The organism is Paenibacillus sp. 79R4 (assembly GCF_013393165.1).
Lineage (GTDB): Bacteria > Bacillota > Bacilli > Paenibacillales > Paenibacillaceae > Fontibacillus.
Genome location: NZ_QJOT01000010.1, coordinates 80646 through 97286 on the forward strand (window position 1 = coordinate 80646; position 16641 = coordinate 97286).

The window sequence follows — 16641 nt, forward strand, 5'->3', positions numbered from 1 at the left end:
TTTATGCCTTTACCGGTTTGGCGGCAATTTCCCCGGCGCCCTTCTCTCCTTGATCTATCTTCACCTTGCGAATGAAGAAAGACAAGACGAAGGCAACGGCCGTAATCCCTGTAGCAATGACGAAGGCATAATCGATGCCATTAATCGTCGCTTCCTTCGTAATATGCGCCAGTTGCTGAGCATTGGCCGGATCCTTCGGATTAATGCCGGCGGCGATAATTTGCGCTGTCACCTGGCTTTTGGTTCGCGTCGTCATCACCGACACAAGCAGTGCTGTACCCAAGGCCCCCGCAATCGTCCGCAAGGTGTTGGACATTGCCGTACCATGGGCGTTAAGCTTGGCAGGAAGCTGATTCAAGCCAGCCGTCTGAATCGGCATCATCAGCAGCGACATCCCGAACATCCGCACCGTATACATCAGCAGCAGATGAACATAGCTTGTACTATCCGTCAAATGACTGAATTCCCAGGTGGTTACGATCGTGATTCCTAAACCGACGACAGCCAGTAACCTCGCTCCGATCCTGTCAAAGATCATCCCCGTGATCGGTGACATAATTCCCATCAGCAGCGCTCCAGGCATGAGCAATAGTCCCGCCTGCAGCGGTGTAAAGCCGCGGATGTTCTGCAGGTATATCGGCAGCAACATCATCGCTGCATATAGCGCCATCGTCACCACCACGTTGATAACAGTCGTCAAGGCGAACATATCGTATTTAAAAACTCTGAATTCAAGCATAGGATGCTCGCTGCGAAGCTGACGTGTCATAAACAAGGCCAGAGCCACAACACCAACGGCCAAAGTGGCAATTACCACACTGGACCCCCAGCCCTTGCTGCCCGCTTCACTGAAGCCATACAATACGCCGCCAAAACCGATCGTTGACAATATGACCGACAGCTTATCCAGCTTGGGCCGTGAGACCTCCGTCACATTTTTCATGAATATAATACCCAAAATAATGGACAACAGGGCAAACGGTAAAATGATCCAGAATAAGGTATGCCAGGATTGATGCTGAATCACCCACCCGGACAACGTCGGTCCAAAGGCCGGAGCGAAGTTCATAGCGATCCCCATCGTTCCCATGGCCTGTCCGCGCTTTTCAATCGGGAATATCGTCAGGAACACGACGACCATCATTGGCATTAAAATACCTGCACCGGCAGCCTGAACAAGTCGTCCGACTAATACCATGGCAAAACTTGAGCCTATTCCGCAGACGACCGTCCCTAACGCAAATAGACTCATCGCCGAAATAAACAGGGATCTTGTGCTGAATCGCTCCATTAAATAAGCACTCACCGGAATCAGAACCCCGTTAACCAGCATAAATCCTGTCGTCAGCCATTGAATGGTTGTCGTCGTTACATTAAGATCGGCCATCATCTTTGGCAAGGCTACATTCATTAAGGTTTGATTTAAAATAGCGACAAACGCCCCGATCATCAGCGCCATCACAATCGGCCATCTTTTGAATGGCAATGCTGCTGTTTGTCCTTTATTGCTCATCGGTAGCTCCTTCTCTCACGTTGTCAAAAATCCCTTATAATTCTTCGTATGGTGCCCAACATCGGCCGCAATTCATTCTCGCCTAATCCGCCTAATATATCTATAATGCCGGAAACCGCCCTTGTATATTTCAGCTCTGCTAAATTACTCCACTCTACTCCACTTTGCTTCCCTTTCAAACCTCCTATATATTATGTTGCGCGGATTGAAGCCCAAATCATCCTTCTGTTATTAGCTATACAAAAAAATAATCTATGCGGCTTTGGTTCTACTGCGATGTTCCATAATAACCCGAACGTTTCAAAGTTTAGGAGAAATCATATAATTCGTTGTATCCCCTTTCACAACTCGATGATATAATTGTGGTAGGATTATCCTAATTTACAAGGAGGTCATTATCCCTATGTCATGGTTCAACAGACTACCCCTTAATCAGAAGATTACAGCAGCATGTTATCTTGTGGCCGCACTTTTTGCCGTTCCAACGCTTATAGCCTTTATTTTGGTTGGCAAAATTGTAGTCGGAATTTGTGTAATCGCTGTCTTGGCGGGACTTACCTATCCATTTACTCGCTATTTGCAGACTGCGCTTACGAGTTCCTTTGACGATATTTCGAATGCTTCGGCAAAGATTGCCAAAGGTGATTTCACGAGCCGAATCATGGAATCGGGGGGAATGGAGAACCTTAATCGTTCCTTTAACAGTATGGTGGACAAGCTGCGCAAGATCCTCCAGGAAACCTCGGACATCACCCGCAAGGTTATGGACTCCAGCCGATCCATCTCGGACCGGAATGAGGAACTTGTTGAGGTAATGAGCCAGGTCGCTCTTTCGTCTAATGAGCTTGCCCTTGGGGCGAACGAAATTTCCGAAGATGTAGGCGGTATGAAGGACTCTATCGGTGAAATCGAAACAAAGGTAAGCAACTACGCGGAGTCAACCCACGTAATGAATGAGCGTTCCTCTGATATGCTGAAGCTTGTGGAGAAAGGCCGTGATTCCGTCGCTATGCAGGCCAAAGGGATGAAGAAGAACATCGATGCTACCGAAAAGGTTGCTGAATCCATTGATGCGCTGGCCCGCAATGCCAAAGGCATCACCAAGATTACGGCAACGATCTCTGAGATCGCCGAGCAGACGAACCTTCTCTCACTTAATGCCTCTATAGAAGCAGCGAGAGCCGGGGAACATGGTGCAGGCTTTGCCGTAGTTGCCCAGGAAGTACGCAAGCTGGCGGAAGAATCAACCACTTCTACAAAGGAAGTATTCAACCTCGTTAGAAGCATTGAGCAAGACGTTCAGCGCGCAAGCCAGAATATCAAGATCAACGAGGAAGTCGTCCATCAGCAAAGCGAGATGATCCGTGAAGCAGAGCAGATCTTCCAGCAGATCGTACAAAGTGTTCAATACATTTCGGAACAGATCGCTGCTTTCACCCAAGAGAGCGAATCCATGCTGGAAAGTGCTCACAATATCTCATCCTCGATTCAGAATATCTCGGCTATTACTCAGCAGTCTGCAGCAGGGACAGAGCAAGTATCTGCTTCGATGAATGAACAGATCAATTCCGTTCAAGCTCTGGCGAAGGATATTGAAGAGATGAAAAATTCCGTATTCCAGCTACAAAAGACAATACATATTTTCAAATTTTAATAGCAAAAAATAAGGGCCTCACTCCCGCTGGGAATGAAGCCCTTTCTATTGGTTAACATCCGTGCAAATGGATTACTCGACTTGAGAAATCCCCTTCCAGCTGCATGGGGAGTCCAGCTGACATCAATCGATCTCCCCCATAAAGCGCCTCGCATCCTTCCAGTCGATAATTCCGCTGCGGATCAAGCCCCTCAAGCTTGATATAATGGATCGGAGCATTAGGCTCTGCCAATACTTGATAATAAAACAACAGCGCTTCCGACTGGTCTTCGCTCACGAACATCCATCCTGTCATTTGACCTTCAAACGGGCTTTTTAGGCGGAACATATCCCCTGTCTGAACAAGAGAACGCCTACGCTTATAAGCAGCGATCTGCGCTTTTGCAATCTCCTTCTCCTCAGCTGTGAATTTGCTCAAATCCAGCTCATACCCGAAGTTTCCTGACATCGCGACATCTCCGCGGAAAGCCAAGGAGGTAATCCGGCCCACCTGATGGTTTGGCACGGCCGACACATGGGCCCCCATCGCAGATACCGGGTATACAATGCTGGTACCATACTGGATCTTCAAGCGTTCCGCGGCATCTGTATCATCGCTGGTCCAGGTCTGCGGCATATAGTAGAGCATACCGGGATCAAATCGTCCGCCGCCACCGGAACAACTCTCGAACAATACCTGCGGGAATTGGCTCGTTATCCGTTCCAGCAATGCATAAAGTCCCAGCATATATCGATGAGCAGTTTCCGCTTGCCGCTCTGGCAAAAGCGCTGCGGAACCTATCTCGGTCATATTGCGATTCATATCCCATTTAACGTAGGAGATGGGCACATTTGATAATAGATCGCTTAGTCTGTCATACAGATAGTGTTGGACTTCCGGTCTGGACAGATCGAGGATCAGCTGCTGTCTGGCCTCGGTGCGGCGTCGGCCGGGAACATGCAGACACCAATCAGGATGGGCCCGGTATAACTCGCTGTCCGGCGAGACCATCTCAGGCTCGAACCATAGGCCGAATTGCAGGCCGTAGCCCTGAACACGGGCTGCCAGGTCGCCTAAACCTTGCGGCAGCTTGCGCCGATCCTCATACCAGTCCCCTAAGGAACTATTGTCCGAATCCCGATGTCCAAACCAGCCGTCGTCCAATACAAACAGCTCGATACCAAGCTCCGCGCCCGCGCTTGCAATATCCTCGATCTTATCAGCATTGAAATGAAAATAGGTAGCCTCCCAATTGTTGACGAGTACAGGACGCTCCGCGTCGCGATGTTGTCCTCGGCATAATCGGGTTCGGTACAATTTGTGGTACGTCCGTGACATCCCGCCGATCCCCTCCGCCGAATAGACCATGACCACTTCCGGAGACTGGAAGCTCTCGCCCTGCTGCAATTTCCAGCCAAAATCAAACGGTTGGATGCCCATGGAGAACCGTGTAGTTCCATATTGATCTACTTCCGCCTGAGCCAGGAAATTTCCGCTATATACCAGACTGAATCCGTATACCTCACCTTGACGTTCACTTGCATCCGGTCGGAGCAAAGCGAAAAAGGGATTCATATTGTGCGAGCTGGCCCCTCTGCGACTGCCGATCGCGGTAATTCCTGGAGCAAGCGGCTTCCTGACGACATGGCGTTCTCTAGCCCAAGCACCAGGCAAATACAAGCTGTCGAATTGATGATCCGGGAAATCAAGCGATACGCTCATCATCTGCCCCAATTGGATCTCTTCCTGTCCGGTATTCACAAATTTGGCGGATCTTGCAATGACATCGAGATTCGTAAATACGCTGTAGCTCAATGTGACAACAAGACCCGAATAATTGTCATACAGCTCCAGCTCCAGCGTCTCCGCCTCATCCTGCTGTTCCACATAGACGGCAGGCAGTCCCTTAAGAGCCGGCTTGCCCTGGATAATCCGATGTGATCTGTACAGCAGTTCAGTAATCCGCGTACCATCAGACAGTGTGACCTGATAAGCAGGATAGCGGAAATCCCCGGTTCCATACTGAGGGTATTCCTGGGGAAGAGCATCCAGCGACAACGACGGGTCCCCCGGAAGGCTCGGGCTGAAGGAAGCCCGTCCAGTATGTACTAACATCCCGTCCAGATTACTGTTCTGACGCAGCTTCTTCCCATAGTAGACATGTGCTGCATATCCCCGCACCAATTGAATTACATAACTTGAACCCAGCGTCTGTAAATGAAAGATTCCCTTTGCTTCATCAAAAAAAACAGGCATGTCGGCTCCTCCTAAGCATCGTTCAAAATACTGTGCGCACTCCCTTTATTCTACTATGCCACCTTGCTGCCGTAACGATAATAAAGTGATCTGGTATATGGACTTTTGTGTTATTTTACAAAAATAAAGACAGAACCTGGAAAGTCCCGCCTGGCTTTGGAGTTTATTCTCTCATATCATCCGTTCAATTCACGCTGCTCTTCTTCTTAGGCAAGCGGACTGGCTCTACCTTGCTTATTTCTCTGATCTTACCGCTGCTATAGACAGTATAACGATTTTTGCCGAGACGCTTGGCCCGGTACATGGCAATATCCGCTTCCTCTTGCATACGGCGCTGCTCGGCATGTTGTCCATCCGCCATGCTGATGCCGATGCTTCCGGTAATCGCGATATCCCGCCCTTCAATATAGTAGGGCCGGCATATTTTCCCCAAGATTAACTCAGCGAGAATTTCGACCGTATCCTGCTCACAATTTTTAAGAATGATTAGAAATTCATCGCCGCCGACCCGGTAGGCCTGTTGATGCTTGTTCGTTACCCGTCTCAAATCTTTGCCGACCGCGCGAAGCAGCATATCCCCCATATGATGCCCGAAGGTATCATTGACTTCCTTGAAGTAGTCAAGATCAAGGCTCATGATCGCCAGATTTCCCTTGCCATTATATTTCTTCCAGAAGCGATCCAACCCATTGCGATTATATAGACCGGTGACCGTATCACGATAAGCAAGACGTTTCAACCTGGAGCGTTCGCTAAAGGTAGCATGTAAGGCGATGCCTATTAGGATTAAGACGACAATGTTAACGATGTACGCCCAGCTTGGAATACTATCTACTAATCTACTCATTCGTTCACCACCAACCAAATCTATTTTCCACTCATGTTATGTAATAACCGTACTTCCGGACTGCACTTTCTAAATATACAAGTAAGAACGATCCAACTCAAGCAATAGTTGCAAAAGATGTTTATTAACCAGTTTTTATAAGTTGTTTGCAACAAAGTTTGTTTTTTTCCATTTTTTTATAGAATCAGAACTTTTTCATGTAGTTATATAAGCCTGGTTCATAATCTTAAAGACGTAAGACATCAGTAGGATAAACCATAATCTTTAGCGTACACAATACGGCTCTACAATTTCTCTACGGATAGAAAAGACGCCTGCCCCGTCCCTGATCCTTCCAGACCGCCAAGCAGTCTGATCTTCGATCAAAGCCCGGAAAAAGCGTCCACTGTGCCCTTCGGCCCCTACTACCTATTTACGAACCTACAGCAAGCAGCTCAGGCCCTTTTCCTTATCCATGCTGACCCTTCTTTACAAAGGCTGTCAACGGCTCGCACACTTGTTCAATCTGCTAATTTGTCACCTCATCCAGATTGTCGAGGATTTCATCCGCTCGTCTGATCGCATCATCAAGATCAACTGAATCTTGAGAGTTATATTCAGCAGTAGACATACTTGCTCCCTCACGGCCATCACGATCAGCCAAGCTGCAAGCCAGCGGCTGCCCTTTATTTAACGTGTAGAATCCATAGAATTTGCGATTATTTACCGCCTTGATTAACCAGTGGAAGAAGTCATGCAGTTCATCATCGGCCCAGTCTCCTTCTTGCAGGCTGATCTCCCGCATATAAGTGATTTGCATCTTTTGCCGCCCGTCCTGCGAGAAATGTACCGTGTTATTGAATTGATCGGACTCCAGGGTAAAGCGAAATGGCCTTTCACGCAAAAAATAAATATCCAGATTATAAAAAAAGGCGGGCCCTCCCGGAGTGGCAACAACCCCAACCAGATTGCCTTGACAATTGATATAGAACCCTCTGCAGTAATGAATGGTAGTTCTGCTCATGCTTTTGTACAATTTAATTTCTGTCAGAGAGTCAAGATCAAGGCCTATAGACTCGTCTCTGAAATTTCTGATGATATTCATACTCGTGGACTCTCCTCCTCAAATAGCAATTATTCATTCTTGCGAGCCCCACTGTCAGAAGTATATAATCTACGCCTATACAATTTCTGAACACCTGTGGAGCGGATAAAAAAAACAGCGAGACTCACTCCTTCATGATAGGAACCTCGCTGTTGTTCTGGCAGCCTGACCCGCCTATTGCTTCACTATTTGATTGCTCTCCTGCCACATCTTATACCATTCCGTAATGTAATCGCTCGGCGCCTCACCAAGCTCTTCCTCCAGCACTGATTCCAGCAATTGATATTGGCGATGCACCATCGCCGGCTGCTGCTCGGAATAGATAACCATCAGTTGATAATACGCCCTTTCTTCCAGAATATCATGGTAGATAATGTTCAGATAGCTGGCAGCCGCTTGTTCCAAATCGTTATTCTGATAGTACCAATCCCCCATATCATAGCTAAGTTTAAGCCATTGGCTCTTATAGCGTTGCCGTTCGCTCTCCGCCCACCAGTAATCGTATTCTTGCAAGTAATCTCCGGTATACAGCTTAATCAGCTCTTGATAAGCATCTATCGAATCCGCGGTTAATGACGGAAGCGTACTTATCCCGCGATCCCACTCGTTAATGTCCAGAACGATTTGATTCAAGTGCAGGACATAACCATCGGTAGTATTCGCAATTTGGAACCGATCTTTATAGGGCTCCAGCGCTTTACGTATATGATATACCGTAGTATACAGCTGGGAATAGATTTTCTCAGAATCGTGATCCTGCCACAGAAGATCAATCAGTACCGACTTGCGGACCAGTTGTTCACGATGCTGCAATAAATAAAGAAATAATTCCTGTGCCTTGGAGGTCCGCCATTGCAACAATGACATATTGCCGATCTCGCCCACGGTAACCTGTCTGAAGACATTCAGATGAATATCTCCGTTATGTATCACATGCAATTTTGCCCGGAGGTTCATCCGTTGCCTGATTCTGTCCAGCGTCTTGATCAATCTCTCCGTCTGTACCGGCTTCACGATATAATCAAGCGCATTCAAATCAAAGGCTTGTACGGCATATTCATTATATGCGGTCACAAAAATAATATTTAAATTCGGTTTCTTCTCTAGCAGCTGGTCGGCCAATCGAATCCCATCGAGCTCCGGGAGACTAATATCCAAAAATACGGCATCCACCTCCCGATGCAAAATCTCGTCACGGGCGATCAATGGATCCGTGTATTTGCCAACGATTTCAATATCGCCAACCTTAGATAATTGCCGCTCGAGAAATTCCAGGGCCAGCTTCTCATCATCCACGAGGATCATTCTCATGGTAGGATCATGCTCCTTACTGGGTTGAATTAACGGTATTCTATCAAAAAGTATATCATATGAAGCGGAATCGCTTATATCGAGATGCATGAATTACATCATATTAACGCTAAATGTGTCTGAAAGTTGCACAACAAAGACAAAAAAACGCCTGGTTAGGCGTTTCCCGCAGCAACATGTTCACTTCATGATATTAATTTGGCTTGTATGATAAGCCGATGGGTTGATACATTTAACGGAGTGCATGTGATCAGAGTTAATAGGCTGTTTTTCCCATCGCTGCTTAATACAGATACATCGGTTGGTTCAACAACCAATATATTGATAACCTCATAAGTATATATCTGGTCCCTGGTATGAATGATGATCTTATCTCCAAGCTGAACCTCATCAAGCCGGTTGAACAAACGACCGGTTGTCCTGGCGCGATGAGCTGCGATCGCAGCATTGCCGAATGAACCGAGCGAAGCCGTGTCCGATAAATGTACGGCAGAAGCTCGCATATTCTCCTTTGTCGCTCCTTCCAGAATCGGCAGCTTTACATCGATTGACGCAATCTCGATAATTCCAAGCAATCCTTCCTCATCAGGAACGGAAAGCGCACCGCCTTCCGAGTCATCGTCCTCTGATGCAGCTCCTTCCTGTAAGTAGCCTGACAGCTGTTCATAGCTGGCCATCAGACCCGGATCGAGCCGGGCTTCCCGCTGCTCCGCGGCCTGCAGCAGGCGCTCCTGTTCACGGTCGGCATACCGCTCTATAACCCTCGGCGCCGCAATCACTATTACGCCAAGCACAATACACAACCACCATAGCTTGCGAATTCCCTTCACCCCCCTGCTCGAATCTGGTTGGTGGAATGGTTATACCTTCTCATCTACCTTGGGAGTAAATAGAAGAAAAGGTATAACGCTGAGGTCAAATATCCCATTGCCTCTGTGTTCGCCTGGATCAGCAGGACGATTCGCTTCGTTGACTCCACCTAAGGCGATCCCCAAATTCCAATGCTGAAAACCAGCTGCCTTAACGAAGCAACGAACCCTACAGTCCTCCCATCAGATTGGTTCACAGCATGAGTGCTCCGGCGTCCGCTTGCCGAGTCCCTAGTTCTAACCTTTTTCTAGCAATAGCGCCTTCGACCTCGTCAACTATTTGCTCTCAATAGCTGCACTACTTCCGGTACCACGCTGATCTTGCGGCGACATCCTAATATTACTTAGAGCAGCTATACAAATTCTCAACACAGAGATTTACTTTGACTCTTTATCTGCATCAGGCTCAGCGATTTGCGTAACAGAATCATTTTTTTCGGCAGCTGAAGATGGTTGACTTTCCGTCAAAGACTCCGCTGCTTCCGGGTGATGGGCCTGCTTCTCTTCAGAAGCTGGAATCGCTTGATACTCGTAGTTTCTGTGGCGCCTCGCTCTAGTTCTTATCGCTCTTTGCAACAACCATACAATGGCAAAAATAATCCCGGCGATCACAATGACAGGAATCGCTCCTGCAAGAATAACAACCAGCCATTCGAACAGGGCCGAAACCACTTGAATGCTGCCTTGCAGCGATTTGCCCGCTCTCTCCAGCAAGGGAGATCTCTCTTGACCTGCATTTTGCAAGGCCTTTACATCCGGCTGATACAATCGGATTTCGACGGTGGAGAAAGAGACATTGCTATCAAGATACCGCATCCGCCCTTTAATCTGTTCAATCTCAGTCTGAATTCGTTCAAGTTCATTGACATACTCTACAAGCTGGCTGGTCTTCGTTGCCTCATCAATGAACTTGAGATACCTGGCTTCCATCGCTTCCTTCACCTTCAGGCGCGATTCCAGGTCTACGTATTCCTCGGATACATCCTGCCCTTGAATGCTGCGCTGTAAAGAGGTATGCTCCAGCTTCTCTAGTTGTTCCAAGAAGGAGGAGAAGCCCGTGGAAGGAACCTTGATCGTAATAGTTCCCCCCTGCTCTTCGAGAGAGCGATTCTCTGAAAAATCAACGATATATCCGCCTGCCAAAGCAACCTGATTGCGGATCTCCGATTGCGCCTTGCTATAGTCATCTACTTGCATGACGACATTCGCCGTGTAAATCAATTTCTTGTTCATGCCCGCCCGCATATCTGCGCCTTGAAACCCGGAGCTGCCTGGATTCCCAGAACCATCCGGAGCAAACTGCGGGTCGCCGCTCTGATGCTTTGAGACTGACTCTGTGGCGGCAGCGTCCATGCTGGTCGCCTTATCCGCTGCAGCGAAGTCGGCATCACTGCCCGTCTTTGACTCGTTGTGCGAAACGCCGGCGCTTCCGCATCCGCTTAATAATAGCGTTAGCACAAGCAAGACTGCCGTTTTCCAATTCCTCCATTTGCTCATCATCATGCCCCCATGCTCTTTGATATAGTTCGGTCCGGCCAATTCTCTGTCAGCTTCATGAAGGCCGACCTTATCAATCTTGACGGAGGTAGAATATGGAATGTTGCGCAAATATGCCTGGCCCGCTTAAGTTCCCTTCAATAGAATAAGCCCCAGTCCAATGTATGAACCGGGGCTAGAGGAATGATAAGTTTTACATATTTTTCAGCTTATAGAACTCGCCTTTTCTATCCAGCAATTGTTCGTAAGTGCCTGTTTCGACAATCTTGCCTTTCTTAAGCACGATAATACGATCGGCGTTCTTGACGGTCGAGAGGCGGTGGGCCACGATAAACGTTGTTCGTCCTTGCATCAGCTGCTCCATCGCATTTTGAACATGTCGTTCAGAAGCATTGTCAAGCGCAGAAGTAGCCTCATCAAGAATAATAATCTTCGGATCACGAACTAACGCGCGGGCAATGGCGATTCTCTGTCTTTGCCCACCGGATAGTCTGCCGCCATGCTCGCCAACCGATGTATCCAGGCCCTCCGGCAGACTGTCAATTACATCCTGCAAATTAGCCATCCATACCGCCCGCTGTAATTTCTCTTCCGAAATATGAGGCAGACCGTAAGTAATATTCTCCCGAATCGTACCGGAGAACAGGATGTTGTTCTGGAGTACAATGGCTAGCGATTGGCGATAACGCGACATGCTGAGCTCATTCATCGGCATTCCATCGATTAGAATGCTGCCGGATTGCGGCTTGTAGAAGCCGATAATTAAATTCAGAATGGTAGATTTACCTGAACCTGATTCGCCGACAAAGGCAATCGTCTCCCCGGGCTTCACATCCAGACTGAAATTATCCAGCACATGCCGGTCCGAATCCTTATAGCTGAAGCTGACTCCTTTGAACTGGTAGCCGCCGCTGAATTTTTCGGGTTTAACCTTCCCTTTGTACTCCTCCGTCTCATCAGACAACAGGACCTCGGTGACGGAATGAAGCGATTCGAAGCCCTTGACCAGGTTCGGATATACGTTAAGGATCGATGTCACCGAACCGATCATCATATTGAAAAAGCTCTGGTACATTACGATGTCGCCGATCTCCATATAACCCTGGTAGGAGAGATAAGCTGTAAAGAACAAGCAGCCCACCTGGAACAATTGAAAAATAACCCAGCTGGAGGAGCCGAAATAAGCTTCCAATACGTCCAGGCGATGTCCACGATCCCGGATATTCTCCAGCGCGGCGTCTACCTTGCGGATTTCCACTTCTTCGAGCCCGTGAGCCCGGGTTACCGGAATCATTTCGACGGTCTCGGATACTTTTCCTGACATCTCCTCGATGTTCTTCCGGACTTCGCGATTGCGCTGCGACATTTTAGTGTTGAAGAAGCGAACCAGATAAATCGCCGTTGGTCCCATAAGCAGGAAAAATAGAGCAACGATCCAGCTGTTATATAACGTGAGCACAACGACAATCGCCAGATTGATCGCGGCCGGGATGATTGTCATAAGCATTTGCCTAGACAGGAAGTCGACCGCTTCAACGTCACGCAGCACTTTGGACTGCAGCTTCCCCGCATTCATATCCCCATGATAGCTTAAAGATAGCTGTTGCATTTTGCGAACGAGCGTACTGCGCAGCCCTGCTTCCACATGACGAACCGCCTTGCTGATATAACTGACATGAAGGGTATGCGTCGGGATATTTTGCGCAATAACGATGATGACCAGAATCATATTGATCCAGAACTCACGGATCGAATGACGCTCAGGATAACTTACAATGTTAATGATGTTCGCTGTGACGATCGACAGCACCCAGGTTGGGGAGTTTTTAATTGTATAGAAAAATGCCGATAAGGCGACCTTCCCCACATGATTACGATATAGACGCGCAAGTAAACTAAACGGTTTGATTTTAGTTCCTTGTTCATTTTCGAATACTTTTGAATAATCCAGAGAAATCTCTGGTCTTGCCATAGGATTCACCTGCTTTTTAGATTATGATAGTGAGTGATGGATTCGGATCATTTGAACCAGGGATAACATCAGTGACTAGTATAGAACTCCTGTTACCTGATCTCTATAACATGATCGGTCTGTTTTTTATGGATTGTTTAACTAAATCGGACATCAAGGAGTGGATCTAACATGACCCCCGATTACCCGGAAATATATTTCCCCCATTGCCGTTCGGAGGCCTGCTTATTCTCCCCTCATACGAGAACTGTTGAGAACGGCTGGGTCTGCGGACGGCATGTTCACCATACTATGCTTGAGATACTCCTCGTCGTGGAAGGCACTTTGACTACGATTCTCGGCTGCAACGAATTCAGCCAGCAGGCCGGAGATATTATCATTGTCTCGCCTATGATGGTGCATGATTTTCAGGTCAGGCTGTCGGAGAGAGTATCGTTCTTTACCATGCACATCCATATCGAGGACACCGAAACTCTCCATCTCATCGGCGCCAACAATCAGGGCTTCTATCCGTCGGGTCATCCGTTGAACCAGCAGGTGAAGTCTTCCGTTGAGCGTATTATCGACACCTTGTTCCATCATAGCGGGGCTAAGATGTCTTTGATGCGTGAGGTTTATACCATTCTCGACGAGATGCAGCGATATTTCTCCGTAACCCATGATATAGGACCGCTGTCCTTCGATGCGGAATTGTCTAATCGGGTAGCGAAGGAGATTCAAGCGCTCGTTCTGCGAAATAACGAGGAGGCTGCAGCAGGGGTAACGACAGATAAGGATGCCAATAGTGACTGGCTTGAAGAGATATCGCGCAAGCTTGGGGTGAGCAGGCGGCATTGCCATCGGTTGTTCAGGCAAGCCTTTGGAATTCCCCCGCGCGAATATTTGATGGTGCTCAAGCAGCAGGAAGCGATGCAGATGCTTGTGACCAGCAACGATTCGATCGAACGTATTGCCCACAAAATCGGATATGAGAACGTCCAGAGCTTCAGTCGGCAGTTCACAGCCTGGGCGGGCTGTACTCCCAGCACTTTTCGCAAGAATAATCTGAACGAGCGTCATCATTTGGTCCCTATCAACTTACAAGAGCAGGTGCATTAAATTGAGTTCACACCATTCCGACCCCAAAATTGCGGAGATTAACCCATTGCGTTGTCCGTTATGCGGGCAGCCTAATCATTGCGCCTATGCTGCCGGACAACCACATACGACCTGCTGGTGCAATCATTTATCCGTTCCCAAGCCACTGCTTGAGCAGATTCCCGATCGGTTCCGCCGCAAAGCCTGTGTCTGCGAAAACTGCGTCAGAACGTATATTGCCAAGCACGGTGTGCATTAATCTGTATGTATGATATAGAAGCGATAGGCTGATAAGCTTATATGATCAGAAAAACCTGCATTTCTGCAGGCTTTTAATGCGTTTAGCTTTATATAGCGAGAATTCCTGCAAAAGAAAAATCCCTGCCATAGGGCAGGAATTTTTTCTATCCGCAACTCGATTTTGTTAGGCCGTCTTATTACGTTAACTTAATTCTCATCAGCCAATACGCTCATCATAATGACATCGTGATAGCTGCCATTTTTAAATATTTTCTTCCGCAGCCTGCCTTCTTCCTGAAAGCCGCAGCTGCGGTAGCAGCGATAAGCTCTCTCATTATAATCGTATACTTCCAGCTCTAGCCGATTCAAATTGAGGGACTGGAATACAAATTGCTTGAGCAAATGAATAGCTTCACGGCCAATTCCTTGCCCTAGCAAATCCTTGCGGCCAATCACGATACCAAGCGAGGCAGAACGGTTCTGCCAATCGATTCTGATCAGATCAATCTGGCCAATATAGTCGAGCGCAGCTTTATCCGCAATCACGAACCCTCGCATACTGTTGGATTTGCCTTCCATCATCATATTCAAAAAAGACTCGCTATCATATTCGGACTGCGGAAAGGTAAAGACCGTACTCAGTGTATCCGTAATATCCGGATCATTCACCCAATTACGAATGCTGGGCAGATCTTCCTTCCGATATTCTCTTAACACAATACGATCCCCAATAAGATGCGGCATAATAGACTTCCTCCCTATTCCTAGCTAAACTATGTAAAAAAATCATCCAATTGAATTGCTCCAACGCGATCAATAATTAGATCCGCCTGTGACAAATCCTGTGCTCCGGAGTTCGGATTCAAAAAGCCGATACACTTCATCCCCGCCGCTTTGGCCGCTGTAACCCCATGTCTCGCATCCTCAAGGACAACGCAGCGTTCGGATTCCACTCCCAATTGCCTGGCTGCTTCCAGGTAGACGTCGGGGGCCGGCTTGCCCTGAGGAACCTCTTCACCGCTTACGATACTGCCAAAATCATTTAGCATCTCAAACCGGGATAGAACGGCCTCGATAAACACTCTTGGTGAGGAAGAGGCAAGTCCAATCGCAATTCCGCGACGCTTGAGTTCAGCAATAAACGGCCTGATTCCATCCATCGGCTCCGCATCCATATTTTGAATCGCCTGAATCTTCTGTGCCAGCTGATACTCGATCAGCGCTTCCACAGTCTGGGCAATTCCGTATTCCCGCTTAATATCCGCCCACATTTCAGGGTTGGTCATGCCCACATACTTCTCAAATTGTTCCTTGCTAAGAGGATGTCCAAAATGCTCCACCGTCTCTATATCTACGGCAAAATGAAGCGGCTCGCTGTCAATAATGACTCCATCCATGTCGAATATAAAGGCTTGCTTGCTCATCGTTTTCCCTCCTGATGCTAGATTTCCAGCGCATTATATACAGCTCTGATCATGCCCGAATATATTTACTAATCGCCCACTCTCTCTCGATCTGCCTGGATTCTATTAAATCACTTGAACTAGCCAAGCTATGAGATAGGCCGCCGGAACAATAAATAGCTGTGCCAATAATGTCCCCAGAAACCTGGATAACATCAGCATAACATATATTTTGCCAAGCTGGTGCTTGGAGCCTTCATCATGAATGGCCCGATCAGTGATTAAACCAAGCTGCGGATCAATAAAAATGGTCAAGATGATCGTCGCTACCCCGTTGATGATTCCTGAAGCTTGAGAGGCCGTCGTACTAAATGCCGGCGAGAGATAAGCCGCGTAGAGCGATGACAATACTCCCACCGTATATATTCCCGTGACGATAGTATTTAGCAGCATGAAGCGTTTCGGGATGCCTAAAATTCGAAAATGGCGAAAACTGAACCGTGGCTTTTGCAAATAATGCCGGGAGTTTTTGATCTGTCCGATCGTGACGCTGGCGATTAAACGGGGCAGCGATCCTACGACCTCAAACTTGGCGATAATCCGCTCAAAGACGTTCACAAAAGTCGGGAACAAAAATAAGGCGACCAGTGTACCGGCAGAAGCCGCGAACAGAATAATCCGCAGACACCACAATACATCAAAGGAAGCATCCACCCTCGCATAATCGATAAATTTAGCCGTAAGCGGAGCCTGAATCATGTTCGCCGTTCTCGATACCAGCACAATCATGCCCGTCAGCGAGAGCGCGACCGCGATTTTATTCAATTTCACCCCGGCATAGCGAATCGAGTAGGACAACGTCTCAGACGTATGGATAATCATCGTCAGCACGAACACAATCGTTAAATTAATCGCCATACCGTTTTACCGCCACAATC

14 protein-coding genes are annotated in these 16641 nt (G+C 47.8%); 3 read left to right on the plus strand and 11 right to left on the minus strand.

Annotated features, from left to right (window positions below):
• Position 1 precedes the first annotated feature (1 nt).
• Positions 2-1513, minus strand: a complete 1512-nt coding sequence (locus DMN77_RS15565) for a DHA2 family efflux MFS transporter permease subunit (RefSeq protein WP_179015624.1) — start codon at positions 1511-1513, stop codon at positions 2-4.
• A 403-nt stretch (positions 1514-1916) separates the two neighbouring features.
• Here DMN77_RS15565 and DMN77_RS15570 point away from each other — a divergent pair, with 403 nt between their 5' ends.
• Positions 1917-3167, plus strand: coding sequence for a methyl-accepting chemotaxis protein (locus DMN77_RS15570; RefSeq protein ID WP_068780626.1), 1251 nt, complete (start codon positions 1917-1919; stop codon positions 3165-3167).
• Between the two features lie 52 nt (positions 3168-3219).
• Here the strand turns inward: DMN77_RS15570 and DMN77_RS15575 are convergent, their stop codons facing one another.
• The 7 genes from DMN77_RS15575 to DMN77_RS15605 form a co-directional block, all read right to left on the minus strand.
• Positions 3220-5403, minus strand: coding sequence for an alpha-galactosidase (locus tag DMN77_RS15575; protein WP_179015625.1), 2184 nt, complete (start codon positions 5401-5403; stop codon positions 3220-3222).
• Positions 5404-5587: 184 nt separating this feature from the next.
• Complete coding sequence (locus tag DMN77_RS15580; RefSeq protein ID WP_068780624.1) at positions 5588-6250, minus strand: GGDEF domain-containing protein; 663 nt, start codon at positions 6248-6250, stop codon at positions 5588-5590.
• 508 nt (positions 6251-6758) lie between these two features.
• Positions 6759-7334 carry a hypothetical protein gene (locus DMN77_RS15585; RefSeq protein WP_179015626.1) on the minus strand — a complete coding sequence of 192 codons (576 nt, stop codon included), beginning with the start codon at positions 7332-7334 and terminating at the stop codon, positions 6759-6761.
• Positions 7335-7508: 174 nt separating this feature from the next.
• Positions 7509-8645, minus strand: a complete 1137-nt coding sequence (locus DMN77_RS15590) for a response regulator (RefSeq protein WP_068780622.1) — start codon at positions 8643-8645, stop codon at positions 7509-7511.
• A 185-nt stretch (positions 8646-8830) separates the two neighbouring features.
• Positions 8831-9475, minus strand: a complete 645-nt coding sequence (locus DMN77_RS15595) for a class D sortase (protein WP_179015627.1) — start codon at positions 9473-9475, stop codon at positions 8831-8833.
• Positions 9476-9892: 417 nt separating this feature from the next.
• Positions 9893-11122, minus strand: a complete 1230-nt coding sequence (locus tag DMN77_RS15600) for a DUF4349 domain-containing protein (RefSeq protein WP_256872425.1) — start codon at positions 11120-11122, stop codon at positions 9893-9895.
• Positions 11123-11204: 82 nt separating this feature from the next.
• The gene (locus DMN77_RS15605; RefSeq protein WP_068780619.1) at positions 11205-12983 is read right to left on the minus strand and encodes an ABC transporter ATP-binding protein; all 1779 of its coding nucleotides are present in this window, start codon (positions 12981-12983) and stop codon (positions 11205-11207) included.
• 171 nt (positions 12984-13154) lie between these two features.
• Here DMN77_RS15605 and DMN77_RS15610 point away from each other — a divergent pair, with 171 nt between their 5' ends.
• Together DMN77_RS15610 and DMN77_RS15615 are read left to right on the plus strand one after the other, a co-directional pair.
• Complete coding sequence (locus DMN77_RS15610) at positions 13155-14081, plus strand: helix-turn-helix domain-containing protein (RefSeq protein ID WP_068780618.1); 927 nt, start codon at positions 13155-13157, stop codon at positions 14079-14081.
• 1 nt (position 14082) lies between these two features.
• Complete coding sequence (locus DMN77_RS15615) at positions 14083-14319, plus strand: cysteine-rich CWC family protein (protein WP_218652994.1); 237 nt, start codon at positions 14083-14085, stop codon at positions 14317-14319.
• A gap of 188 nt (positions 14320-14507) precedes the next feature.
• Here the strand turns inward: DMN77_RS15615 and DMN77_RS15620 are convergent, their stop codons facing one another.
• The 3 genes from DMN77_RS15620 to DMN77_RS15630 form a co-directional block, all read right to left on the minus strand.
• Entirely contained in the window at positions 14508-15044 is a 537-nt protein-coding gene (locus DMN77_RS15620) for a GNAT family N-acetyltransferase (RefSeq protein WP_068780617.1), read from the minus strand.
• 29 nt (positions 15045-15073) lie between these two features.
• The gene (locus DMN77_RS15625) at positions 15074-15724 is read right to left on the minus strand and encodes an HAD family hydrolase (RefSeq protein WP_179015628.1); all 651 of its coding nucleotides are present in this window, start codon (positions 15722-15724) and stop codon (positions 15074-15076) included.
• Between the two features lie 105 nt (positions 15725-15829).
• Positions 15830-16621 carry a lipid II flippase Amj family protein gene (locus DMN77_RS15630; RefSeq protein WP_179015629.1) on the minus strand — a complete coding sequence of 264 codons (792 nt, stop codon included), beginning with the start codon at positions 16619-16621 and terminating at the stop codon, positions 15830-15832.
• Between the last annotated feature and the right edge of the window lie 20 nt (positions 16622-16641).